The sequence below is a fragment of the Bradyrhizobium sp. 26S5 genome, from assembly GCF_036923295.1.
In the GTDB taxonomy this organism is placed as follows: domain Bacteria; phylum Pseudomonadota; class Alphaproteobacteria; order Rhizobiales; family Xanthobacteraceae; genus Bradyrhizobium; species Bradyrhizobium septentrionale.
This window is the reverse complement of the sequence record NZ_CP145948.1, coordinates 7,906,873-7,931,509: the sequence shown is the minus strand read 5'-3', so window position 1 is coordinate 7,931,509 and position 24,637 is coordinate 7,906,873. Positions and strand designations below refer to the sequence as shown.

The 24,637-nt window shown below is 65.1% G+C and carries 20 protein-coding genes; 5 read left to right on the top strand and 15 right to left on the bottom strand.

Annotated elements, in window-relative coordinates; all coding sequences use genetic code 11:
- Positions 1-23: 23 nt before the first annotated feature.
- The gene (locus tag V5279_RS37405; protein ID WP_166298824.1) at positions 24-479 is read left to right on the top strand and encodes an Lrp/AsnC family transcriptional regulator; all 456 of its coding nucleotides are present in this window, start codon (positions 24-26) and stop codon (positions 477-479) included.
- 213 nt (positions 480-692) lie between these two features.
- Here the strand turns inward: V5279_RS37405 and V5279_RS37400 are convergent, their stop codons facing one another.
- Positions 693-1,235: a hypothetical protein gene (locus V5279_RS37400; protein WP_338691934.1), complete on the bottom strand. Its 543-nt coding sequence runs from the start codon at positions 1,233-1,235 to the stop codon at positions 693-695.
- A 61-nt stretch (positions 1,236-1,296) separates the two neighbouring features.
- Positions 1,297-1,638 (bottom strand): muconolactone Delta-isomerase family protein, encoded by a 342-nt coding sequence (locus V5279_RS37395; protein WP_224741382.1) that lies wholly within the window; start codon positions 1,636-1,638, stop codon positions 1,297-1,299.
- Between the two features lie 192 nt (positions 1,639-1,830).
- On the opposite strand from V5279_RS37395, the gene V5279_RS37390 reads away from it, so the two are divergent.
- The gene (locus V5279_RS37390) at positions 1,831-2,751 is read left to right on the top strand and encodes a LysR substrate-binding domain-containing protein (protein ID WP_338691933.1); all 921 of its coding nucleotides are present in this window, start codon (positions 1,831-1,833) and stop codon (positions 2,749-2,751) included.
- 530 nt (positions 2,752-3,281) lie between these two features.
- Here the strand turns inward: V5279_RS37390 and V5279_RS37385 are convergent.
- From V5279_RS37385 to V5279_RS37375, 3 genes are read right to left on the bottom strand one after another with little or no spacing between them, the layout of a single operon-like run.
- Positions 3,282-4,067 carry a fumarylacetoacetate hydrolase family protein gene (locus V5279_RS37385; RefSeq protein WP_338691931.1) on the bottom strand — a complete coding sequence of 262 codons (786 nt, stop codon included), beginning with the start codon at positions 4,065-4,067 and terminating at the stop codon, positions 3,282-3,284.
- Positions 4,068-4,079: 12 nt separating this feature from the next.
- Positions 4,080-5,447, bottom strand: coding sequence for an LLM class flavin-dependent oxidoreductase (locus V5279_RS37380; RefSeq protein WP_338691929.1), 1,368 nt, complete (start codon positions 5,445-5,447; stop codon positions 4,080-4,082).
- Positions 5,448-5,471: 24 nt separating this feature from the next.
- The gene (locus tag V5279_RS37375) at positions 5,472-6,524 is read right to left on the bottom strand and encodes an Ldh family oxidoreductase (protein WP_338691928.1); all 1,053 of its coding nucleotides are present in this window, start codon (positions 6,522-6,524) and stop codon (positions 5,472-5,474) included.
- Positions 6,525-6,926: 402 nt separating this feature from the next.
- Between V5279_RS37375 and V5279_RS37370 the strand changes: the two genes are divergently transcribed.
- Positions 6,927-11,036 (top strand): bifunctional diguanylate cyclase/phosphodiesterase, encoded by a 4,110-nt coding sequence (locus V5279_RS37370; RefSeq protein ID WP_338691927.1) that lies wholly within the window; start codon positions 6,927-6,929, stop codon positions 11,034-11,036.
- Here V5279_RS37370 and V5279_RS37365 read toward each other — a convergent pair.
- Complete coding sequence (locus V5279_RS37365) at positions 11,010-11,384, bottom strand: hypothetical protein (RefSeq protein WP_338691926.1); 375 nt, start codon at positions 11,382-11,384, stop codon at positions 11,010-11,012. The genes V5279_RS37370 and V5279_RS37365 overlap by 27 nt on opposite strands.
- 23 nt (positions 11,385-11,407) lie before the next feature.
- A complete protein-coding gene (locus V5279_RS37360; protein WP_338691925.1) occupies positions 11,408-11,896 on the bottom strand; it encodes a cupin domain-containing protein in 489 nt (162 codons plus the stop codon).
- A gap of 223 nt (positions 11,897-12,119) precedes the next feature.
- Here V5279_RS37360 and V5279_RS37355 point away from each other — a divergent pair, with 223 nt between their 5' ends.
- The gene (locus V5279_RS37355) at positions 12,120-12,719 is read left to right on the top strand and encodes a 3-keto-disaccharide hydrolase (RefSeq protein ID WP_414645647.1); all 600 of its coding nucleotides are present in this window, start codon (positions 12,120-12,122) and stop codon (positions 12,717-12,719) included.
- A 61-nt stretch (positions 12,720-12,780) separates the two neighbouring features.
- Here V5279_RS37355 and V5279_RS37350 read toward each other — a convergent pair whose 3' ends face one another.
- From V5279_RS37350 to V5279_RS37320, 7 genes are all read right to left on the bottom strand, one after another.
- A complete protein-coding gene (locus V5279_RS37350) occupies positions 12,781-14,283 on the bottom strand; it encodes a hypothetical protein (protein WP_338691922.1) in 1,503 nt (500 codons plus the stop codon).
- A gap of 93 nt (positions 14,284-14,376) precedes the next feature.
- Positions 14,377-15,477 carry a glycoside hydrolase family 5 protein gene (locus V5279_RS37345; protein WP_338691921.1) on the bottom strand — a complete coding sequence of 367 codons (1,101 nt, stop codon included), beginning with the start codon at positions 15,475-15,477 and terminating at the stop codon, positions 14,377-14,379.
- Between the two features lie 64 nt (positions 15,478-15,541).
- Complete coding sequence (locus V5279_RS37340; protein WP_338691920.1) at positions 15,542-17,860, bottom strand: exopolysaccharide transport family protein; 2,319 nt, start codon at positions 17,858-17,860, stop codon at positions 15,542-15,544.
- Positions 17,861-18,013: 153 nt separating this feature from the next.
- Entirely contained in the window at positions 18,014-18,766 is a 753-nt protein-coding gene (locus V5279_RS37335) for a polysaccharide deacetylase family protein (RefSeq protein WP_338691919.1), read from the bottom strand.
- Complete coding sequence (locus V5279_RS37330) at positions 18,763-19,578, bottom strand: class I SAM-dependent methyltransferase (protein ID WP_338691918.1); 816 nt, start codon at positions 19,576-19,578, stop codon at positions 18,763-18,765. The genes V5279_RS37335 and V5279_RS37330 overlap by 4 nt, the downstream gene beginning before the upstream one ends.
- Positions 19,579-19,582: 4 nt before the next feature.
- The gene (locus V5279_RS37325; protein ID WP_338691917.1) at positions 19,583-21,025 is read right to left on the bottom strand and encodes a lipopolysaccharide biosynthesis protein; all 1,443 of its coding nucleotides are present in this window, start codon (positions 21,023-21,025) and stop codon (positions 19,583-19,585) included.
- Positions 21,019-21,945, bottom strand: a complete 927-nt coding sequence (locus tag V5279_RS37320) for a DUF6492 family protein (protein WP_338691916.1) — start codon at positions 21,943-21,945, stop codon at positions 21,019-21,021. The genes V5279_RS37325 and V5279_RS37320 overlap by 7 nt, the downstream gene beginning before the upstream one ends.
- A 418-nt stretch (positions 21,946-22,363) precedes the next feature.
- Here V5279_RS37320 and V5279_RS37315 point away from each other — a divergent pair, with 418 nt between their 5' ends.
- A complete protein-coding gene (locus V5279_RS37315) occupies positions 22,364-23,332 on the top strand; it encodes a hypothetical protein (protein WP_338691915.1) in 969 nt (322 codons plus the stop codon).
- Between the two features lie 80 nt (positions 23,333-23,412).
- On the opposite strand, the gene V5279_RS37310 is transcribed toward V5279_RS37315, so the two are convergent.
- A complete protein-coding gene (locus V5279_RS37310; protein WP_338691914.1) occupies positions 23,413-24,501 on the bottom strand; it encodes a radical SAM protein in 1,089 nt (362 codons plus the stop codon).
- Positions 24,502-24,637: the final 136 nt, after the last annotated feature.

Below are 24,637 nucleotides of genomic sequence, written 5' to 3'. Positions count from 1 at the left end.
TCTACCGAAACGAGAGTTGCCCAATGGTTGAAGAGCAAGACGAAAAAATCCTCGCCGAGCTGCAGAGGGACGGCCGCGCCACCAACCAGCAGCTTGCGGAGACCGTCGGCATGTCGACCTCGGCGTGCTGGCGCCGGGTCCGCGCGCTTGAGGAGTCCGGCGTCATCTCCGGCTATTCCGCGCTGGTCGCGCGCCAGCAGGCGGGCTTTGCGACCTCGGCGATCCTGCACGTCTCGCTGGAGCGGCACGACGTCAAATTCGTCGACGAGTTCGTCGCGCGGGTGATGAAGCGCCGCGAGGTGCTGGAATGCTTCGCGACAACAGGTGACGCCGACTATCATCTGCGCGTCGTCGTGCGCGACATGGACGCCTACAATAGATTCTTGGACGAGTTCATGTTCCGCATCCCCGGCATCCGCCACGTCCGCACCAACGTGATCCTGAAGGAGATCAAGACCGGCGTGGCGCTGCCGTTCTGATGGAAGTGCTGCCATGGCGACGACCGGGCCGCGGGCTCAACTCTTAGTCCCGTCACCCTGAGGAGGCCGCGTAGCGGCCGTCTCGAAGGGCGAACGGCCACCAGCCGGGCCGTGCATCCTTCGAGGCTCGCTCCGCTCGCACCTCAGGATGACGGTCCAGGTAGAGCGACTTGTCCGCCGTGGCTCGAAGAGCGAAGGCGGAAGCGAAACCCATCATCGGACCGCGGATGCGTTGACCGGTGTCGCATCGCTCGATCCATCCCGCGCCTCTGCCGATGCACCCCTCGCCAGGATCATGAACACCATGACATGGCTGACCAGCAGCAGCGGCACGTAGAGCGCCGGAATATAGATGCCGGCGCCGAACAGGCCGGGATCGCCGATCTTCACGCCCATATAGTAGGCGTTGAGAAGATCCAGCGTGCCCCAGACGTTGAAGATCCAGACCATCGGAATGGCAATCGACCAGCGCCAGGACAGTGCCGCCATGGCAATGAGCGCGAGGGCGGCAGCGATGAGATCACCCCAGCCGACCTGGCCGGCGAAATCCGCGTTCAACTGCGGAGACACGAACCCGGCCACCATGAAGTTCATGCCTAAAAACCTGAACGCATGGAAAGCCGCGAGAAGTCTCAACGCGTCATAACGCGGCATCGCGCGGAGCGCGGGCCAGACATAAATGACGGCGACCACGGCACTGGTCAGGAAGGCGCCAGCGACGCTGAGGACGAATGGCAGGTTGAAGCTGGGGGGCACGGTCGGTTTCCTGGGTGATTGTCGATCCGGTTCGGTTGGCTTGCGTTCAAGACCTTGACGTTCAAGGCTTGGCCAACAGCAGGCGGAGCGGCAGCAGCGGGCCGACCGCGATATAGTCGTGGTCCATCAGGTCCTGCTTGGCGAGCGGCAGGCCCTCCATGATCGCGTGCGCCTCGGCGGTATCCTTGGCATCGAGCAAAAGGACGACGCCGCGCCCGTCGGATTTCGAGTACCATTCGCGGACCTTGCCATTGAGATAGAGCTGCACGGTCTGACGGATTTCATCCGGCATCACGGCCATCACCTGTTCGCGGGTGACGCCCGGCTTGACGGTGAGGATGACCATCACGCCGGTGGTGATGGTGGAGGTGGCTTGTGCCTGGGCAAGGGAAGGAGCGGTCATGGAAGTGGCGCCTGTCAAAGTGAGGGTGAGGGCGAGGAGGGTGTGAGGGAATGCTTTCATCGGTCGCATGTCTCCGCTCACGACGGATGTCGTGATGTCGAATGGAGCAGCGCGCGTCGCGGTGCGGCTGCTTGTGGCTCCGATGTACGACCGCTTTCCGTGGGCGACTATTCGCGATAATGTTGACGGGCCATGAAGCAGAACTTCACAGTCCGGCACGGTGCCCTTGACGGGGTCGAGGCGTTCCTGGCCGTCGCGCAGCACCGCAGTTTCCGTCGCGCCGCCGCCGAGCTCGGGGTGACGCCGTCGGCGATCAGTCAGGCGGTGCGCACGCTCGAGGCCCGCGTGGGCGCCGTGCTCTTCATCCGCACCACCCGCAGCGTCGGCCTGACCGAAGCCGGCGAACGATTTCTGGCGCGCGCGCGGCCTGCCTTCGAGGAACTGGTCGCCGCAAGCGGGGCGGCGCGTGAGCTCGGGCAGAAGCCGGCCGGGCTGTTGCGTCTCACCGTGCCGCGCTCGGTGGTGCCGATCCTGCTGGAGCCACTGATCGCCTCATTCTGCAAGGCGTATCCCGAAATCGAGGTCGAGCTCGCCGCCAGCGAGGAACTGGTCGACATCGCCGCCGAAGGGTTCGATGCCGGCATCAGGATGGGCCAGTTCATCAACCCGGACATGGTCGCGGTGCGCCTGACCAAGCCGTTCCCTTTTGCCATCGTCGGCAGTCCGGACTATCTCGCGCGCCGCGGCCGGCCCAGGCGTCCGGACGATTTGCGCGATCACACCTGCCTGCGGCTGCGGCGATCGAACGGCGGGCTGGCGCCATGGTCGCTAAACGACCAGGGACGTTCGATCGAGCTTGCCGTATCGGGATCCTTCATCGGCCATGACTTCCCGACGCTGGTCGGCGCAGCCATCGAAGGTGTGGGGCTGGCGCAGGTGCCGGCACCGCTGGTCACCGCCGCCGTGAAGGAGAAGAAGCTCGTCCGCGTGCTGGAGCCGTTCGCGCCGCTGACGCCGGGCGTGTTCCTCTACTATCCCGGCCATCGCCAGATCATGCCGAAGCTGCGCGCCTTCATCGATCACGTGAAGAGCCGGCCGAGGGCTACGCGCTAGCCTAAATGTAGGAAGGGTGGAGCGCAGCGATACCTATCATCGTGCCGCGGATACGACTTTCCCTGCGCCCTCTTCACGAGAGAGGGCGAAACGAAATGCAAAGCTCGGACAAATCATGTCGCGAGAATGTGGACGTGTGACTCACAAGCGACCACACACAGTGTCGTCCCGGGCAAGCGAAGCGCGACCCGGGACCCATAACCACGAATGGTAATTCTTTGAGCGACGCCGGAGCCGCAGCTCACTTCAACAACGCGACCCTATGGTTATGGGTCCCGGCTTTCGCCGGGACGACGAGATGGAGAGAAGCGCGCACTTGGGCTCTACCACCGTCACCCTGAGGAGGTCGCGAAGCGACCGTCTCGAAGGGTCGACGGCCACCAGCGGGGCCGTGCATCCTTCGAGGCTCGCCCAGCGGCGCAAGTGCGCCGCAAGGCTCGCACCTCCAGCGACAAAGGCAAAGCCTTTGCGCGGGGATGACGGGACGAGCAATTGTGCGCGATGGACTCTGGTGGTCAAGCCACCCGCCCTCACACCGTCTCCTTCACGAACCGATTCCGCAATGTCCCGATCCCGGTGATATCGATCTCGACCACGTCGCCGTCTTTGAGGTCGGGCGACGCGCCGTCGGTGCCCATCCAGATCGCGTCGCCGGGCGACAGCGTAAAATATTTCGTCAGCTCGACCAGGAAGGGGACGATGCCGAAGATCATGTCGTTGGTGTGGAAGCGGCCGGTCTCCTTGCCGTTGACGCGGATCGCGGTCTCCATGCGGTCGAGATCGACATTGGTCTCGATCCACGGGCCCATCGGCTTGAAGGTGTCGGCGTTCTTCGATCGCCACAGCCCGCGATCGGCCTTCTGCCAGCTGCGCTCGGAGACATCGTTGCCGATGGTGTAGCCGAACACGCAGTCCATCGCGTTGGCTTCGGTCAGATGCTTGGCTTTCTTGCCGATCACCACGACGAGCTCGCCCTCATAATGGATCTTCTCGGTCGCGCTTGCGGGGATCACGACATCATCGTCGTGGGCGATCAGCGCGTTCTGCGCGCGATAGCCGATCTCGGGACGATCAGGGACGTTCGGCACCGTGCCGGCCTTGTCGGCGGCTTCCTTGAGATGCTTGAAATAGTTCAGCCCGACGCAGTAGAAGGTGCGCGGGATCAGCGGCAGCTCGATCTTGACGTCATCAAGCGCGTGGGTCTTCGACGTCCTGCTCCATTCACCGAACGGATCGCCGTTGACGGCGATGACGGTGTCGCCTTCGACGAGGCCCCAGGAGGTGGTGCCTGCGGCGGTGAATTTCAGCCAACGCATGATGATGTCCTTCTATTCTGCGGCGGCTTGCGCGCGCATCTTCCAGGCGCCCGCAGCGGGGCGCTTGAGCCCGAGATTTTCGCGCAGCGTCGTGCCGGCGTAGTCCTTGTGGAACAGGCCGCGCTTCTGCAGCTCGGGCACCACGTGGTTGACGAAGTCGGCATAGGAGCCCGGCACATAGCTCGCCGCGACCACAAAACCGTCGCAGCCGCGGCCGACGAACATTTCTTCCAGCCGGTCGGCGATCTCCTTCGGGCCGCCGACGATGGCGTCCTGCACCTGGGCGCGGCCGGAGAAGGTGATGAAATCGCGGGTCGAGGGATTGCTCTTGCCGGAGGCGCGCAACACGCCGTCGCGCATGCCGATCATGCCTTGCATGCCCTGCAATTCTTCGGTCGTCAGCGGCTCGTCGATCGGCTTGGCGCCGAAATCGAAATTGAGCGCTTCGGCGAGCAGCGACAGCGCGTCGATCTCGAGCGGCAGCTTCTGGATCACGGCCATGCGATCCTCCGCTTCGGCCTTGGTGGCGCCGGCGATCGGCGTGATCAAATTGCAGAGGAACATCTGGTCCGGATCGCGCCCGGCCTTGACGGCCTCGCCGCGGATTGCGTCGTAACCCTGCTTGGCGCTGGCGAGGTTGCGCGAGGCGGTGAAGATCACCTCACCCCAGCGCCCGGCAAAGCGCTGGCCGCGGCCGGAGGCGCCGGCCTGGATGACGACGGGATGACCCTGCGGCGAGCGCGGCACCGTGAACGGGCCGCGCGAGGCGAAGAACTCGCCCTTGTGGTCGAGCCGCTTCACCTTGGTCGGATCGGCAAACCGGCCGCTTGTCTTGTCGATCACCAGCGCGCCGTCTTCCCAGGAATCCCAGTGGCCGAGCACCACCTCCATGAATTCGTCGGCGCGATCGTAGCGGTGATCGTGCTCGAGATGCTGCGCCTTGCCCATGTTGAGCGCTTCGCCGTCATTGACCGAAGTCACCACGTTCCAGGCAGCGCGGCCGTTCGTCATCAGGTCGAGCGTGGCGAAGCGGCGGGCGACGTCGAACGGCTCGAAATAGGTGGTGGAGGCGGTCGAGGCGAGGCCGAGCTTGGTCGTGACCATGCCCATCGTGGTCAGCACCACGATCGGATCCATCTTCACGCAGCGGATGCCGTATTCGACGGTGTGGGCGTGATCGTTGTTGTAGCGGTCGGGCATCGCCAGGCGGTCGTCGAAGAACGCCATGTGGAATTTGCCGCGCTCCAGGATGCGCGCGATCTCCTGGTAGTAGTCCGCCGACATCGAATCGTCGCGCGATTCCGGGTGACGCCAGGAACCCGGCAGATTGGTGCAGTTCTGCGCCTGCAGGAAGCCAACCAGCGCCATTTGCCGTGTCATGTCGTTCTCCTGTGGCCCGACGTGTCAGCGCAGGTCGAGTTCTTCGGTGAGTTTGTAATCGGCGGCGAGCGCCTTCAGCTTCTCCCAGGTCGCGTCCTCGATCTCGATGCCACTCTTGCGCCGCTCGACTTCGCGCAGATGCTCGATCTCGCCCGGGTAGAACACGCCGCGGCTTCCCTCCGACGGCGGGGTCGATTTCAGATAGCGGGCGAAGTCGGCGACCTCGCGTCTGAAGTCCTTGAGCGGGCGGAACGCGGCGACGTTGAACACCGCCATGAAGCAGCCGTCATTGTGCCGGCCGGTCGGCTCGACGCCGAATCCGAGGCCAGTGAGCAGGCCGCACAGCACCTCGACCATCGCGGCGAGGCCCGAACCCTTGTAACCCTCGGTGCCGCCGAGCGGCAGCAGCGCGCCGCCCTTGCGGTAGTCCGCAGGGTCAGTGGTGTCGCGCCCGTCGGCATCGATGATCCAGCCCTTGGGGATGGTCTCGCCGCGCGCCACCGCGAGCTGGATCTTGCCGGCGGCGACCGCCGAGGTCGCCATATCCAGATAGAACGGCGCCTCGAGATCGGACGGCACCGCGATCGACAGCGGGTTGGTGCCGAGCCGGGCCTCGCGGCCGCCGAACGGGGCGACATGCTTCGGCGAGCGGCCGGAATCGGCGGCGGCGATCCCGATCATGCCCTCGCGCATCGCCATCAGCGGATAATGCGCGAGCCGTCCGACATGGCTCTGCCGGAACACGGTGCAGGCCGCGACATTGGCGGTCTTCGCCTTGTTGATGGTCATCTCCATCGCCTTGGCGTTGACGTGGAAGCCGAACCCCCAATGACCGTCGATCACGGTCGTGGTCGGCGTCTCCTGCACGACGGTCCATTTGGCGCCGGGGACGATGTGGCCGGCCTTGATGCGGTCGATATAGGTCGGGATTGCGATCACGCCGTGGGAATCGTGGCCGGCGAGGTTGGCGTTGACGCAGCCGGAGGCGACCGCGCTGGCCTCCTCCTCCGATGCGCCGGCGCCCCTGAGGAGCGCCGCGCCGATGCGCGTGAGACGGTCGGCCTGGACGATCGGCATGGGGCTTTCCTCGCGGTCTGCCCGCGTGATGCGCGGGTCTTGCTTGCTGTTGTCGCCGTCATGCTGTCAAAGCGCGGCTTACCGAGCAAGGCCAGAAAATCCGGTCCGCCATACCGGGAGCAGGGTGCTCGTAGGCGTGATTTCACCGAATGGAACGGGCGCGGTCGCGATGCGGAATTTGACGGCTCCGACGGCCCGGGCCGGGCGGCAATCCGCGCCTCGCGGCCCTCCGCCTCAGCCTGGTACACGGGGGTCCGTATTATCCCTGAAAACGGCTTGGCGCGTTCGTCAGCCGTTTACTTTGTCGCGCAACTTGCCGGATACGCTAACCACCACTTAGGCCTCTCGCGGGCAATGTTCCCCGCCAGATTGGAGGGGTGGGCCCCGGGGCCTTCAGGGAACGTGCAGTCGAGCATCGGGCGTACATTCGCGGCGTTGAGCGCCACCAACGAAGCGATCCTGTACGCGAAATCACCAGAACAATTGTACGGACAGGTCTGCGAAGCCGCGTTCACGAGCGGGGGCTTCCTGGCTGCGACCGTGTTTTTGCTGGAGCCGGGTACCGGTTTGCTGACCTTCGCGGCCGGCTACGGCGACGATGTCGCGCGTCTGCGCAGCATCACGATTTCCACGCTCGCCAACGCGCCGGAAGGGGAAGGCGTTGCCGGGCGGGCGTTCCGCGATCAGAGCGCCTGCGTTAGCAACGACTATGTCAACGATGCCCGCTCAGTGGCCTGGCGCCGCGGCGCCGCGGCGGCCGGCGTCGGGGCGGCGGCGGCGATGCCGCTGGTCTGCAACGGACGCAGCGTCGGCGTCTTCATGGTGACGCGGCGGGAGGTCAATTCGCTCAGCGAGGAGATCGTCTCGCTGCTTGAGCGCATGGCCGCAAACGTGTCCTACGCACTCGACAATTTCGACCATGAGGCCTCGCGCAAGAGCGGCGAGCGGGCGATGCGCCGGTTGAACCGCATGTTCGGCGCAATCAGCGCGACCAACGAGGCCATCCTTCGCGCCAAGACCGAGCACGATCTCTATCAGCGGGTCTGCGATGCCGCGGTGTTCAGCGGAAAATCCTTCGCTACGGTGGTGCTGCTGGCCGAACCCGACGCGCACTGGCTCGAGCCCGTCGCCGGCACCGGCGAGGCGCTCGAGCTGATCACGCAGACGCGCTTCTCGGCCGATCCGGATAATGTCTACGGCAAAGGCATCTGCGGCGAGGCGTTCCGGACCCAGCGGCCGTGCGTCGAGCACGACATTCCGATCTCGGCGAGCGCGGCGCCGACCCGCGGCAGCGGCCTGATGGCCTGCGTCGCGCTGCCGCTGACCCGGTTCGGCAAGAGCGTCGGCGTCCTGATCTTCTTTACCGGCAATTCCTGGGCGCGCGACCCGGAGATCATCACGCTGCTGGCCGGGATCGCCGAGAACGTCTCGGTCGCGCTCGACAATTTCGGCCGCGCCACCGAGAAGGCCAGGGCCGATGCCGAGCGCGAGCGGCTGTCGCGGATGTTCGCCGCGCTGAGCGCGACCAACGAGGCGATCATGCGTGCGAGGTCGCGGCTCGAGATGTTCGAGCTGGTCTGCGCGGCGGCGGCGCATGGCGGCGGCTTCAATTCCACCAGCATCCTGATCGCCAAGCCCGGCGACGATTACCTGGAGATGATGGCGGTCGCGGGACCGACCGCGGAGAATGCGCGCCGTCTCAACGTCTCGCGCAGCGAGGCGCGGCCCGAGGGACGAGGCGTCTGCGGCAGGGCGTACCGTTCCCGGCGTGCCTGCATCAACAATGATTTCCTGGGCGACGTCGCCAACAACCCGTTCCGCGACGTCATCGACCGCGAGGATGCGCGATCCGGCGCGGCATTTCCGTTGATCGTCGACGACGAGCCGGTCGGCGTGATGCTGTTCATCTCCGCCAAGCGCAACACCTTCTCGTCTGAGTTCGGCGAGCTGTTGCAGCGGCTCGCCGACAACGTCTCCTATGCGCTGGGCAGTTTCGAGCGCGCCGACGAGAAGGCGCGAACCGAGGAGCAGAAAGAGCGGCTGCGGCGGATGTTCGCGGCGCTGAGCGCGACCAACGAGGCGATCATGCGGGCGAAATCCCGCAGCGAGCTGTTCGATCTGGTCTGCGATGCTGCGGCGGTCGGCGGTCAGTTCATCTCGGCCACCATCAGGCTGGTGCGCCCGGGCGAAGCCTTCCTGGACAATGTGGCGGCCTCCGGCCCGGACCGTGTGCGGGCGCGCGAGGTTCTGCTGTCGGCCGACGCGACCCGTCCGGAGGGGCAGACGCTGACCGGCGTTGCGATCCGGACCCGCAGGCCCTGCATCAGCAACGACTATCTCAGCGATTTCGGCCCCGATTCGCATGTCTACCCGGTCGTCCGCGACAGCGGCAGCAAGTCCGGCGCGGCGCTGCCGCTGCTCAAGAACGGCGAGGCGATCGGCGCGCTGGTGTTCCTGTCCAGCGAATTCGGCACGTTCAGCCCGGAGATGATGGCGCTGTTGCAGCGGCTCGCGGAAAACGTGTCGTTTGCGCTGGCCAATTTCGACCGCGCCGACGAGAAGGCGCGGGCCGACGAGCAGAAGGAGCGGCTGTCACGGATGTTCGCGGCGCTGAGCGCGACCAATGAGGCGATCATGCGGGCGAAGTCCCGCGCCGAGCTCTATCAATTGGTCTGCGAGGCGGCGGCGACCGGCGGCAAGTTCACCTCGACCACCATCGTGCTGGCGCAGCCCGGAAGCGACTATCTCCGGATGGTTGCGATCGCGGGCCCGGCGGCGGAGGGCGCGCGCCAGGTGACGCTCTCGACCAGCGAGGCGCATCCCGAGGGGCGCGGCGCCTGCGGCCGGGCGTTCCGCTCCGGCAAGGCCTGCATCATCAACGACTACTTTGCGGATAGCGAGACCGCCGCTTTCCATGAGCGGGCTCGCCTCGACGGAACGCAGTCCGGCGCCTCGTTCCCGCTGATCGTCAGCGGGCGGGTGGTCGGCGTCATGATCTTCGTCGCGATCGAGAAGGACACGTTCACGCCGGAGTTCGCCGAACTGCTGCAGCGCCTCGCCGACAATCTGGCGTTCGCGCTCGAAAGCTTCGACCGCGCCGACGAGAAGCACAAGGCCGACGAGCGCATCGAATATCTCGCCTCGCACGACAGCCTGACCAATCTGCCGAACCGCGAGACGTTCAACGAGATGCTGCGTCACGCGATCTCCGCGGCGGACCGCCATCGCCGGCAGCTCGCGGTGCTGTTCATCGATCTCGACCGCTTCAAGATCATCAACGACTCGCTCGGCCATGACGCCGGCGACATGCTGCTGGTGGCGATCGCCGAGCGGCTGCGCGGATCCCTGCGCGCGAGCGACGTGGTGGCGCGGCTCGGCGGCGACGAGTTCGTGGTCATCCTCGAGGAGACCACCGAACGTCACGACGTCGAGCGTATTGCCGGCGATCTCCTGGTCTCCCTCAGCCAGCCGCTGCAGCTCAGCGGGCATGAGTGCCACACCACGGCCTCGATCGGGATCGCGATGTATCCGGCCGACGGCTCCGACGTGCAGACGCTGACCAAGAATGCCGACATGGCGATGTATCTCGCCAAGGAGGATGGCAAGAACGGCTTCCGCTTCTTCTCCAACGAGGTCAGGGCGCAGTCGATCGAGCGCCTGACGATGGAGAGCGCGCTGCGCCGCGCGCTCGAGCGCGACCAATTCTCGCTCGAGTATCAGCCCAAGATCGACATGGCGAGCGGGCAGATCAGCGGCGTCGAGGCGCTGCTGCGCTGGACCCATCCCGAGCTCGGCAAGGTCTCGCCGGGGCAATTCATTCCGCTCGCCGAGGAAGTCGGGCTGATCGTGCCGATCGGCCGTTGGGTGCTGAAGGAAGCCTGCGCGCAGAACATGGCGTGGCAGCACCGCGGTCTCAAGGCGGTGACCATGGCGGTCAACCTCTCGCCGCGGCAGTTCGGCGACCCGCATCTGCTCGACGACATCGACCAAGCATTGGCGGCGAGCGGCATGCCGCCGTCGCTGCTGCAGCTCGAGGTCACCGAGAGCATGGTGATGCGCAACGTGACGCGCGCGGTCCGCGTGCTCGACGCGATCCAGAATCGCGGCATCCGGCTGGCGATCGACGATTTCGGCACCGGCTATTCGTCGATGTCGCTGATGAAGCAGTTCCCGATCGACACCATCAAGATCGACCGCTCTTTCGTGCGCGATCTGCCCAATGACTCCGAGGACGTCGCGATCGCGCAGGCGATCATCAGCATGGGCAAGGCGCTCGGCATGACCATTGTCGCCGAGGGCGTCGAGACCTCCGAGCAGCAGGAGTTTCTGCGCGCGCACGCCTGCGACGAGATGCAGGGCTTCCTGTTCAGCCGGCCGCTGCCGCCGCGCGATCTCGCCGAGCTGTTGAAGACGTCGCCGGCGCTGGTGTCGCCGCCGCTGCAGCCGGCGCTGGATGAGGCGGCGATGAGCGAGGCCGAGCCCGATCTAGGGCGGAAACGCGCTGTCGTCTGACGGCTGCACCGGCAGGTCGCGGACGTCGGAATCGGTCGAAGCGATCATGCGCGAGAAATCATACGGCCAGGACGGTGTTGCCTGGCCCGCCAGTGTCTGGCGCAGTGCCACCGAGGCCTCCGCAAAGCGCGCACCGTCGGGCAGGCGGAACCGGCGGCTCCACGCGGCCGGCAGGGGTTCGGCGGCATCGCGCATTTCGAACGCCGGGCCCCACCACCAGGCCGGCGCCGGCGGCCGTTCCGGTTCGGGAATGGCGCGCCAGCGCGCGAACTCGTCGACAATGCGGGCGAATTGCAGCTTGGCGGCGGGATGCATCGAAAGCCCTTCCTCGGGCCGCGATGATAGCATCGCCGCCACCGCGCGCAACGCGGCTACTTCTGTTCCACTTCGGTCGAGGTGGCCGGGCCTTCGCCCATGATCAGCAGCACGGCGTCCTCGTCCTTGGCGCCGTCCCAATGCACCTGCTTGCCGAAATGGGTGACGAAGCTTCCAGCCGGCATCGCCACGGTGCCGTGATCGGGATCGAATTTCGGGCCCGAGCCGACCCACCAGGTGCCCTTGAGCACGACGATGTAGCGATCGTTGGGATGGAAATGCGGACGGCTGAAATGATTGCCCTTGGTCCATTTGGTGTAGACCATGTAGAAACCGGGCTTCGACGGATCGCCGACCACGACGGCATTCTGCGCGCCGCGCGCATCGGCCGGGCTCCAGGGAATCTGGTCCGGCAGCGTGTAGGTGACGGCGGCCGGATTGAGCTCAGCCGCGGAGCTGACGCTCAGCATCCCGGCAAGCGCCGGCAAGATCACAAGGCCCAGCGGCATCATCAGGTATCGCCAGGCCCGGTTCGACGCCGTCATTGCATTCTCCCAGATCAGTTTCTCGTCAGCCGGGCAACTGCCGCGCCCGTATGTCGCACGATGCTAGTCGCTCTCGCTTGCGCCGGACAAGACGCGTCCGCGCATGTCTGCTCTCAAGATTGCGACATCGGTCCGTGACACAACGCAGCTGCAACATGAAAAACGGATTTACGCCGCTGCAGACGATGATAGGTTGCGCGCCGACAAAAACGGGAGGATGACCTTGAAGAAGCATCTGTCGATACTTGCCGCAGGACTTGTGATCGGTGCTGCCGCGCTGCAATTTTCCACCACCGCATCGGGCGATGACGGCTGGGTCACGCTGCTCGACAGCTCCAGGAAGGGCGACTGGGACGAGGTCGGCAAGGCCAATTGGGAAATGAAGGACGGCGCGCTGGTCGCCGACAAGCTCGACGGCAAGGATCTCTCCTATCTCGTCAGCAAGACGCAATACAAGGACTTCCAGATACGAGCCGAGTTCTGGACCGACGAGGACGCCAACAGCGGCGTCTTCATCCGCTGCGAAGGCAACAAGGTGATCGATTCCAAGGTCTGCTACGAGGTCAACATCTTCGACAAGCGGCCGGATCCGACCTACGGTACCGGCGCGATCGTCGACGTCGGCAAGGTCGATCCGATGCCGAAGGCGGCGGGCAAGTGGAACGTCTACGAGATCACGGCGCAGGGCCCGCATTTCGTGGTGACGCTGAACGGCCAGAAAACTGTCGACGCCCAGGACTCCAAGCACGCCAACGGCTATGTCGCGCTCCAATATGGTTCGGGCGTGGTCAAGTTCCGCAAGGTGCAGATCAAGGCGCTCTGACGGCGCAAGTCGAGAAAAGCCCGGTCGCCGTGCGGCCGGGCTTTTGCTTGCGTGCCTTGCGCTATCGCGCGGAGGCGTTCCCCTCGTCGCCTTGCGTGCGCAAATGATGGCCGAGCACGAGCCCGGTCAGGCACAGCAACAGCCCGAGCGCCGGCGGCGCAAACAGGGCTTCTTCCTGGAAGATGCCGTTCACCAGCACGACCATCGTGCCGAACGCGGCCAGCCCCTGGATCAGAATTCCGGAGGACGCGTAAAGGCGCCAGGCCTTCAGCGCCATCGCGAAGAAGAAGCCGAGCGGCGCCACTGCGCCGATGCCCATCTGGTAGAGCAAGACGCCAACGGCGCTCTCCACCGCGCCGTCCATCGTGCCGGCCGCCTGCGCGGCGTTCCAGTCGATCGAGAAGTAACCCTCGGAGAGATTGCCGCCGACGCCAAGCCCGCGGCCGATCGGGTTCTGCAGAAAGCCATCCCATCCGCCCATGAAGCCGATCACGTGGAAATCGCCGATCTCGAGTCCGATATGGATGGCCGCGATGGCGTACAGCACGAGCCCAACGAGCGCGACGGCAAGGGTGCTGACCGCGCCGAGCAGCCAGGTTGCCGTCCAAGCCAGGCCTACGAAGATGACCAGGACGAGCGCGCCCTTGACGCTGCAGCAGATCAGCAGCGGGACCGCGGCCAGCGCCAGCCAGCGATATCCGACCGCGAACAGGAACAGGATGGAGAAGGCCACGCCGTAGCCGAAGCTGATCGGGCTCATGTTCGGCCCGAAGATGCGCAGCAACGATGAGAGTCCGAGATCCTCGAACAGCGGGCTGTTGAGAAAGCTGAAGCGGAAGCGGTCGATCAGATCCACCGGGACGTTGCCGGTTGCGCGCATCTCGGCTTCCCAGGATCCGGAGCGGCTCGCCTTCAACTCGTCGAAGTGCCAGAACGTGTAGCCGTTGGTGATGGAGAGCCAGAAATCGCGGAACAGCAGTTCGACATATCCGCAGACGATCAGCAGCGTGGCGACGGTCACCAGGAAGGGCGTGATGCGGATCTCGAACGTTGCAGCCGTGAGCAGCGACAGCTGAAACAGAAACAGCGGCAGCGCGATGTTGCGCAGATAGACCAGTGCCGCATGCGAGTCCTGCACGGCGCCGAGCAGGAAATACGCCGTCACGACCGCGAGGGTAGCTAACCCCCACTTCATGATCCGGTCGATCTCCGGCGAATGCTTGCGCTCGCGCAGCGCATAGAGCGCCAGCGTGACCAGCCACATCATCGCGCAAACGAGGAAATTGTAGCCCTTGACGAAATCCATCTCCTGCTCGGTTGTCATGTAGGACGACAGAATCGAGACGAACAGATTCTGGAAGAAGATGATGAAGATGGCGATCGACGGCGCATAGGCCGGCGCCGCGAGCACGATGGCGCAGCCGATCAGGCTTTCGACGGCGATTGCGAGCCCGGCGTTGGCCGCCTGCAGGATCGGCGCGAACGCGATCGATGCCACGGCGATGCCGAGTGCAGGAACGAGGTCGCCGGCCAACAGCGGCCGCGGGGCTATCTCTGCGCGCACGAGCTCTGACCTAAAATGACCGGACGTCCGGCGTGCCAATTCCGCATCGTCGATCTAGCCGTGCATTGTGTAAGATCAAGTTAACCAAGTGAGCTAGCGCGTCCCGAGCAACGCTTTCAGCGTTTCGGGGTCGGCCTTGCCGGTGACGGCGAGGCCAAAACCCTGCATCATTTCCCAATGGGTCCAGCCCCAGCAATGTTGCCGGGCGTAGTCCGTCACGCCGGCGAGCCAGCGCAGACGGCTGTCGCGCGGAGCCCCGGCCTTGAGCGCACCGAATTCGTTGATGATGATCGGACGCGAATATTGCTGCTGCCAGGCGGCTGCAGGCGCGAGCCATTTGTCGATTCCGCGATCGGGAATTGCCCTGTCCAGCATGGCGAGCGCCTTGCGCTTGTCGAGCGCGGCGAGTTGCTCCCGCAACTGTTGAACCTTGGGATCGTCGGCCCGCATCGGATAGGGCAGTCCAGTGACGTCGTGGAGCGGCTCGGCTGGATCCCAATGCGCCTGATGGGTGAACACCATCGGATCGTAGAAGTGGATGGCGTAGACGACGTTCGGATCGTCGAGCGGAGTGAAGCCCGGCAGGGAATCCGCGCGCTGCCAGTTGACCGGCCCTGTGATCAGCGTCGTCTGCGGAAGCAGCCCACGAATGAAGCCGGCCAGCTCCCGGACTTCGCCCTGCCACTGCGTGGCGTCGATGTCAGGCTCGTTCAACAGCTCCGCAAAGACGCGATCGGAGGGATAGCGCTGCATCAGCCTCGTGAACCCGGTCCATGCGCTTTTCATTTCGCTCATCGCGCCGGGCGGATCGTCCCTGTGCAGGGCGTTGAAGCGCTCGCCGGAATGCAGGTCGACCGACACCGCATAGCCGAGCGCGAGCAGGGTCTTCAGCGCGGCGTCGACGGTGTGCAGGCGCCGGTCGATATCCGCCTTCGCCGCGAAGCGCGGCATGACGAAGTCGGCGGGCACCGGCAGCCGGATATGGGTCATGCCGGCCTTGCGCAGTTGCAGCAGCAGGCGGCGCGGCGGCGCTGACCGCGGATCGGCGATCCAGCCATCGGCGTTGACGCCGCGTGACAGGGCTTTGAGCCGATCCGCCGGGACGCCCGCGATCAGGTCAGGGCAAGCTTGTGCCGCGCTGCAAAGCAGGATGGAAGCTGCGGCGATGATGGCTGATATCGACGGTCGTGTCATTGACGATCAACTCGCGATCGCTGTTGCAGGGGCGGAGCACAACGCGACGCGGCCGGCGCGTCGCTCAGGCATACTGCTTGTCGTGCTGCCGACTTGCGACGGTGGACTGCAATTCGTTGAGAACGACGCCGGCGAGCTTGCGTTCGGCTTCGCCGAGCGCGGCGATGATGTCTTCCATCGACGCGTTGATGTCGCGATCCACCGGCAGCGCGGCGATCAACCCGTCGGCGACCTCGAACAGCCGCCGTTCGTCGGCACCCCACGTCATGGACGGCCCGTCCAGAATCACGAGGTCATGGCCGCCGGCGGAGCGCGCCTGCGCAATCGCCTTCCGGATCGCCTCGCAGGCCTTGGCGGGATTGTCCTTGATCGCCGGCAGGATCGCGATGCCGTTTGCGGTGTTGACGGCGCGGGACGCCTTGCTGCCGATGGTGAGCCAGTCGAGGCGGCTCGGCTTGCTCTGGCCGGGATGCGCGACGCAGTCGGTCAGGGTGTGGGCGGTGGTGTCGGCATCGATCAGCAGGACACGGGCGCCGTCGCGCGCGGCGACGAGGGCGATGTTCAACGCGACGACGCTGCGATCCGGGTCGTCGCCCGTGCCGATCACGGCCAGCACGGGGACGGCTTTGGGGGCAACTCCCGCAGCCAGTGCTGCATGGATCTGGCGCATCGTGTTCGAGAACGGGCCGAGTGCCGAACTGGTGCGCAGCGTCGGCCAGCCGAAATGCGTGACGTCGGCAGGATGGTCGCCGGTCAGGATTACGCCAAGCGTGCGCATGACGTCGGTCTCTTGCAGCTCGGCGATCAGCGGCTTCTCGATCACGGGCTTGTCGATCGCGACGGCCGCCGGCTGTGCCGCGGACGGTGCCTGCACAGGCGGCTTCACCTTGGCGATGACGGGCTGCCGTTCCGGTGCGGCGTCCTGCTTCGGCTGGAGCTTGGCGCGGACCGGATCGGCGCCGGGCGCCAGCTGGCTGGCGGCAACGATCCAGGCCGCGGCGGCGAGCCCGCCGAATATGAAGCCGATCATCGCGAGCAGGCTCATCGCCGGCGGGAAGGTCCGCTGCTGCGGGATCGTGGCATCGCCGATCACGCGCGCGCTGGAGGTGTTGAGGCTCTCCTGCTCCTCGGTCTCGCGCGAGCGCTTGAGGAAGGACTGGTACACATCGCGGCTGGCATCGACCTCACGTTCCAGGTCGCGCAGCCGCACCGACGCCTGGCTCATCTGCACGCTCTGATGCTTCTGGACATCCAGCGCCTTGTTGAGCGAGGCCTCGTAGTCGCGTGCCCGGGTCAGATCGTTCTTCGCCGACAGCGCGACGCGGTCGATCTCTTCCTTGATGGTCCGTCGCAGATCCTCGACCTGCTGTTCGATCTGACGCAGCGCCGGATGCCGTGGCCCGAGCTCGCCCTGCAGCTCGGCCTGCCGCTTCTTCACATCGGCATATTGCGAGCGCAGATTGGCGATGGTCGGCGACTGCAGGGCTTCGGGAATCGCGCCCGGATCCATCGAGCCGCGGCGGCTGGCCTCGATCTGGTCGTACTTGGCCTGGGCATCGAGCGTCAGCGCGCGTGCCCCGGCCAGCCGCTGGTTGCCGACCGAGAGCTGCTGGTCGGTGAGCAGATTATCCTGCGAGCCGAAGAAATTGTTCTGTGCCTTATAGGTTGCGAGTGCCTCTTCCGCGTTGCGCAGGCGCTGCTGCAGCTCCTTCAGGCGGCCGGACAGGTCGCGAGTGGCGCGCCGCGCAGCGTCGGCCTGCGACTTCTTGGACTCGGTGAGATAGGCCTTGGCGATCGCGTTCGAGAGCATCGCCGCCTTGACCGGGTCGTGCGACCACACATCGATGTCGACGATGAAGGTGCGATCCGTCTTCTTGACGTTGATATGGCGGTTCAGCGTATCGAGCGTGTTCATCTCGATCTGCTGTTGCTGTTCCGCGGTCTGCCGCGGCTCGATGCCGAACAGGCCGAGCAGCGCTGCGAGCAGACCCTTGCTTGCGGCGCCGCCACCGAACTCGGGATCCTTGACCAGGTTGGTGTCGCGGATCACCTGCAGCAGCACATTGTTTGACGTGATCAGGCGCGACTGGCTCTCGACCACCATCGAGAGGCCGGAAACGTCCTGGGCGCGCGGGGTCAGTTCGCGCTCGACGAGCTGCAACTCGCGCGGGTCGACATAGAGCTGGGCGCCGGCGGTATATTTCGGTGTCAGGCTTTTGCCGATCGCGACCGCGATGCAGGCGCAGAGCAGGGCGACTGAGACAATCGCGACCTTGCGCGCCCACAACAACCGGATCAGTTCGAGCACGTTGAAGCCGGCCGGGATTGCGGCCCGGCGCGGCTCCGGACTGGCCCGGTTGATCGGCTGGTCATAGCTAAGCATCGACCCCAGCTTCCATCTGAATGGCCGCACGCATCGGCTGAGGAGCACTCTTTCGGGCCACGCAACGCGCACGAGACGACGCGGAAAAAACGCAACACGAAAAATTAACCATACTCATTCGCCAACTATTCACCAGAAAGGCAAACAAAGGGTTTAAGCGCGGCCGCATCGAAATGCCTCCGCCATCGTCAAGACAGGGACATTGCGCCGCGCCGCGGCTTCCAGCGCGTAAGTCATCAGGTCAGGCGAGCAGCCGTAGAGGCTCGGCACGTCGGCGACGTCGTGGCTGTAGAAAATTAACCAACCGTTCATGTTTGCCACCTCGGCGAACGCCATGTCGATCCGCTCGCGCGGCATCTGGCGGTCGATCAGCGGCATGGCGCGGAGGAATTGCAGATCGACCTCGCCGCTGTTCACGCCCGGCACGATGCTGCGGCAGGTGCGAAATTCGGACTTCAGCTGGTGCTTCCGAGCATAGGAGCCGTAGCCGAACGGGTAGGCGAAGGTCTCGACCGGCATGGTCGGATCGAGCGAATGGAAATAGGTGCGGTTGCGCGCGATCTCCGCGGCCAGCGAGGTCTCGTCGAGATCGCAGGCGCGGCGGTGCGAGAAGGTGTGACAACCGATCTCGTGGCCGCGGCGATGTAGCGAGACGACATCGTCGGCGCTGCCGCTGCTCCAGTCCGGCGCGTCGAGCCCGACCAATCCGCCCGACACGTAGAATGTGCCGCGGGCGCCGTAGGATTCCAGGATGTCGGCGCCGAACGTCGCCGCGCTCTTCGGCAGATCATCAAAGGTGAAGGTCACCATCGGCGTCGCATTGTTCAGGCGGAAACGCTCGACCTGCACATGCATCGCCAGCCGATGGCTGACCTTGACCCTGGCTTCTGACCACAGTGCGTTCATGATCCGAGCTTCCGCAAGATCACGTGATAGTCGCCGTGCCGGACGTCGATCTTGCCCGGCAGCAATGCATTCATCGCCTTCGCCGCCGCGTCGATCACGGCCGCGAGAACAGGCTTGCGCCGGCGCATCTCGGGATAGCGCGGGCTCTCGTATTTCTTCCGGTAGATGACCTGCAGCCCGCGGTCGGCCACGAACGCTTCGAGATTGGCCAGCGTCACCAGCGGATGGAAATGGGTCGGGAACGGCGCCTCGCCCGGCAGCCCGGCATTCTTCTCGCCGCGGATGGTGCGATAGAACCAGACGTGAAACCAGTGCGGGGAATACTTCGTGACGATGCCCGACAGCGACTTCGGGTTCGGCGCGCCGATCAGCAACAGCCCGTTCGGCTTCAGCGCCTCGCAGAATCCGCTCAGCACGGCCTCCACGTCGGGAATGTGCTCGATGACGTTGTAGCAGATGATCAGGTCGAATCGCTGCGGCGGGAAACGATAGGTCTGGATGTCGCCCAGGACGGCTTCCTGCGCATAGCTGTTGTTGCGAATCTGATCGGCGTCGATGTCGACGACGGTCACATGCGCACGGCGCAGCACGCCGAGCGGCAGATAGCTGGTCGAGCCGCCGCCGGCTTCGTAGATCGACAGCGGCCCGGCCGGCAACCGGGCTTCAAGGATGCTGTGAACCGTGAGCAGGCTCTGCTTGGCCTCGCCGGGCGGCAGGGCGAGCAGCGATTCCGGATGGATCTCAGCGGGAACCGGCGCCGCGATTTCGGCGCGCGAGGCAGGACGTGTAGCAAGCGCAAGGGATTTGTTCATCGGCTCACCCGACATTGCTGTTTGCGAATTTGGTACGGAACTTGGCGAGGCCCTGCTTCAGCCGGCTGCGCAGGCGCGCGATGTCGAACAGCCAGCAGAGCGCGGCGTAGACGGCGAACCCCGCGCCGATCAGCACGATGCTGGCGGGCAGATCGGCGAGGTGCAGAGCGCGGTCCAGCGCGCCGACGGTGAGCGCCATCGCGAGTGCGGCGATGACGATCAAAGCGAGGCGGCCAAGCGGGATTGGAATCCGGAAAGCGGAGCGGCTCAGGATCAGGGCGCAGGCAAAGCCGGTGATGTCGGCGCCGAGCCGCGCCCAGGCTGCGCCGACCGTGCCGTCAAGGCTGACCAGCGCGTAGGACAGGATCACATTCGCCGCGATGATCGAGGCGGTGTTGATCAGATAGAAGGAATTGCGTCCTGACAGCAGGAAGCTCGCATGCAGATATTGCTGCGTCAGCACCTGGAACAGTACGGCGATCGCGATGATCGGCATGATCTCGCCCGCGATCGCGCGAAAATCGACGCCGAGGATGATGTTGGCGACATGCGGAGCGATCAGCGCAAAGCCGAGGCAGGCCGGCAGCGTGACGCCGGCGAGCAGTTCGAGGCAGTCGGCGAGGTGGCTCCTGACCGCGGCGTCGCCTTGCCGGGCCTGGATTTGCACGGCCATAGGGAAGAACGCCGCGGCCATGCTCATCGCCGGCATCATCAGGGTCTGGCGCACCAGGTCGAGCGCCGCGACATATTTGCCGGCATCGGCCGCGCCGATCAGGTTGGCGATCATGAAACGGTCGGTCACGCTCGAGATCGCAAGCAGTGTGAGCGAGACGGTCAACGGCAGGCCGGTGCGGGCCAGCGATCGCAGGTCGGTGCGGTCGAAACTCACGATGGTGCCGCGCCATGCGCGGCGCGACTGCACGATCACGGCGACAAGATAGGCCGCGGCGGCCGCGAGCAGCAGCAGGATGCCGGTCGGGCTGACCAGCGCGACGACGGCGCCGAAGCCGAGCAGGGCGCCGGCGCGGACCAGCGTCGCCTTCATCACCGAGAGTGCCTGCAGCCGGGCGCGCAGCAGGTCCTGCGTCAGCTCGAACAGGCCGATCGCGATTGCGAGAACGACCGCGGCCAGCGCAGCGGTCCCATCGAGGCCGACGAGACGGGCGAGCAGATAGGCGATCGGCGCGGTGAGGCAGCAAATCAGATAGCCCGACGCCACCGGCCCGCGGACATTGGTGCCGTCGTCACGGCCGTGGCCGCTCAGGATCAGGTTGCGAAACCAGCCGACCAGGAAGACGGAGATGACGGAGGCGAAGCCGACACCCAGCAGGTAGACGCCATAATCATGCGGCGCGAACAACCGCGTGAAGATGAACACGCTGAACAGGCCGAGCAGCGCCGAGAGCACGTTGGCGGTCAAATTGATGCTGGCCTGTCCGATCAGCATGATGCGGCGAGCTCCGCAGGCCGTGTCGCCGCCATTGAGCCCAGGATGGCGTCGCTCTCGGCCACCACCTCGCGAATCGTCGCGACCGGCGTGCCCGAGAACGACGCGATCGAGAACGCGACGTCGTCCCTGTTGGCACGCAGCAGCAGCCGTGTGAGCTCGTCCTTGCTCAGGGTCGGATCATCCCAGTAGCTGACGCATTGCGTCTTGGGCACGACGGAGTGACGCAGCGCAGACGCCTCATCGTTTTCGACGAAGAAGCCGTACAGCAGATATTCGGAAAACTCGCGGGTCCGGCACAGCGCCTCGATCCAGCTCATGCCGGAGACGGCCTCGATCCGCTCGGCGAGCGCGCGGGTGGTCTGCTTGTCCCAGAAGATGATGTGCCCGATGAAGTCCGGCGCCGGGAACGGCGGCGTCGGCAGGCCGATGAGCTGATGGCTGGTCGCGAGCCAGCGCGAATGACGCGGCTGGTCGGCGGTGACGGCGTCGGCCATTTTCAGGAGCGGGATCGTGTTCGGATACTGGAAGCGCGCGAGATCGAAATCGCGGAACAACACGATGTCGGAATCCAGGATGCAGAACCGCTCATAGGGCAGTGCGATCGTCGCCGCGATCTTGAGGATCTGTTGCACATGCCAGCCGTTCACCGGCTTGGCGCGCAGCGACCACCAGAACTGCCGGCGCTTGCGCTGAATCATGCGCGGCAGCGGCCGCAGCCAGTCGGGCAGGAACGAGGAAGCGGGGATGATGATGCGGCGCTCGCTGGCGAGCGGCGCGAACAGCGGCAGATCGCAATCCGGCACCAGCAGATAATGCCTGGAGAAGGACGTGACGTGGCGATCGACGCTCTCGCAGAGCAGCGTGCAGATTTCCAGATCGCGCCCGTAGGTCGGGGTCAGCAACGCGACAGGGTTCATCTTGTAACTCTCTCCGGCGTCACCGTTTCAGGGCGGAACATCGTGGCCGCCAGACTTGTCCTGAACCCCAGTTCAGCAAGATCGGTGCCGGAGGATTTTGATGACCCCATCGACGGCGCTGATGGTTAAGCAATGGTAAATGGCGGCGCGCAGCATCGGTTAACGGATCGGAAGGAAACGTCCGGCTGCGCGATTTTGACGCTGGATCGCGACGTTGCCCGGATATTGCAGTGTTACTGGCTCGATTGCCGACGAGGTCGGCGCAGGCAGGTGCGCATGCAGATTTGGTGGCATTTCCAGCGGACGAGTGGCGCGGTCAGACCGCAGGCGGCGCCATCAGTCCATTTCGAGACAGCCGCGCTGTCGGCGCTGTGCGCTTTTGGGACGCGCGCTGCGCGCGAGTTTGTCGGAGCACGTCATGCCAACTGATCGCGGACTCACGCGGCGCGACGTCTTCGCCGTCGCGGCGCTTGCCCTGAGCGGACTGTCGACTGCGCGCGCCGCTCCGTCAGGCCGGTCGTGGCTTGGGTCGAATTCAGCACGCTTCGCCGGTGCGTTCGTCAACTGGGGCGAGACCGGCCGCGAGCACGTGCTGCAGGCCTGGGAGACATGGCTCGGTCGGCCGCGCTCGTCGGTGCTCGGCGTCGACTTCTATGGTCAGGCCAGCTGGGAGGATTTTCACAAACTGGATTGGGTGCCGGGGCTTTGGAAGAAGCTCAATCCGGCGCGCAATGTGGTCTGGTCGGTGCCGCTCACCATCACCGGCACGCCGCTCGCCGATGTCGCCGGCGGCGCGCACGACGCCGAGTTCGAGGCGGCCGCGCTCGCGATCGCGGCAGCACATCCGAAGGCGATCATTCGCCTCGGCTGGGAGATGAACATCTCCAACATGGGCTGGTTCGCCGGGGGGCATGAGGACGACTACGTCAAGGCGTTCCGCCGTGTGGTGGGAATCTTCCGTCGGCATTCAAGCAGCTTCAAGTTCGACTGGTGCCCGGGCTGGGGGCCGCAGGACATGCCGGCCGCTACAGCCTATCCCGGCGATGACGTCGTCGATTTCATCGGCCTCGACGTCTACGACTTCAAATCGGAGAGTAGCGCGGCCGAGCGCTGGACCAATTCCTATCTTAAGGCTCCGTTCGGCCTGGAATGGCAACGCGCGTTCGCGGCAAAGCACGGCAAGCTGATGAGCTATCCGGAATGGGGCGTCGGCCATTCCGGCGACAACGCCAGTTTCGTGCAGCAGATGCACGACTGGTTCGCCGCCAATCAGGCCGCCATCGCCTATGCGGCCTATTTCGATGTCGATGGCCTGTGGCCGACGCAGATCGACAACGGCCAGTTTCCGGAATCCGCCAGCCTGTTTCGGAAATTGTTTGCGGGCTGACCGGCTGCGTTCATCCGCTCAAGCAAGAGCCCGATCCGTCCGCTGGACCGATCGGGCTTTGTTGTTTCTCTCTTGCGGCGTCAGGCTGCCTTGGTGTTGGTCAGCAGCGTCAGGCCCATCTTCAGCTTGTCCTGCAGCGTGCGCTGGGCGAGGCAGGTGAACAGGCACAGCTTGTCGCAGGCGATGGTTTCCTTGCGGCGGGCCTGCGCTTCCTCGCTGTACCAGATCTCGCGGGCGGTCTGGGTCCGGACGTTGCCGATCGGCTTGAAGAACCAGCACACTTCGAGGCGGCCGTCGGAGCGGATGAAATAGTTCCGCATGCCGACCCGGCACGGCATCACTTCCTTCGGCGCCTTCTCGCGGCGGAAATGGTTCGGCCAGGCCCGCAGCACGGCCTCGCCGTTGAGGATCGGCGCGCCCGCGCGCTTCAGGCGTAGCAGCTCGTCGCGGACCTTGATGAGATCGTCCATCTCGCTCTCGCCGATCCACAGCTCGTCCTCGACCTCCTGCGTGCCCTGCTCGACCGGCTGGAAGCTCAGCGCGGTGGCGCCGATCTGCTGGATCCAGTCGACCATCTCGGGCAGGCGACGGAAGTTGAGCTTGTGCACGACCGGCTTGATGATGATCGGGAAGTCCAGACCTTCGGCGCGACGCTGCTCGGCGACATTGCGGATGCCCTGCACGATGTCGCTCAGGGAGTTTTCGACGCCGCGCGAATAATTGTGGATGGTGGGGTCCGTGGAATCGATCGAGATATTGATGTTGAACGGGCGCGCCTCGACGGTTTGCGCGACGATCTTCTTGTTGAGATAGGCGCCGCCGTTGGTGGTGACGCCCCAATGGATGTCGTTGTCGCGGCAGAACCGCAAGAGATCGAGAAAGCCCTTCTTGATGTAGGGCTCGCCGCCGGCGAACTCGACGTGATAGGCGCCGATGAATTCCTTCAGGCTCGCGAGCGCCCGTTGCCATTCGCCGATCGACATCTCGTCGCGGTAGTTCGGGCGGCGCCAATAGTCGCAATAGCGGCACTTGTAATTGCAGCGTTCGACCACCTCCGCGAAAATCGCGGCCGGGCGCGTGACGTCGCGTCCGGTACGCAGATAGAGCTCTTCCGAGAGGGCGTTGCGAACATGCTTGGTGCCGAGCGAGACGAGGTCGAGGGCTTTCAAGGTGAACCTCAGATGGTTGTTATCGTTGCCGCGGTCGGATCGAGGGACGATTTATAGGTTCATCAGCAAATTGGATGCCAGCCGGAGACTTGAAGCGCGCCTCGCCAGCGCGTGGCGGCCCTTAACCATAAGGACT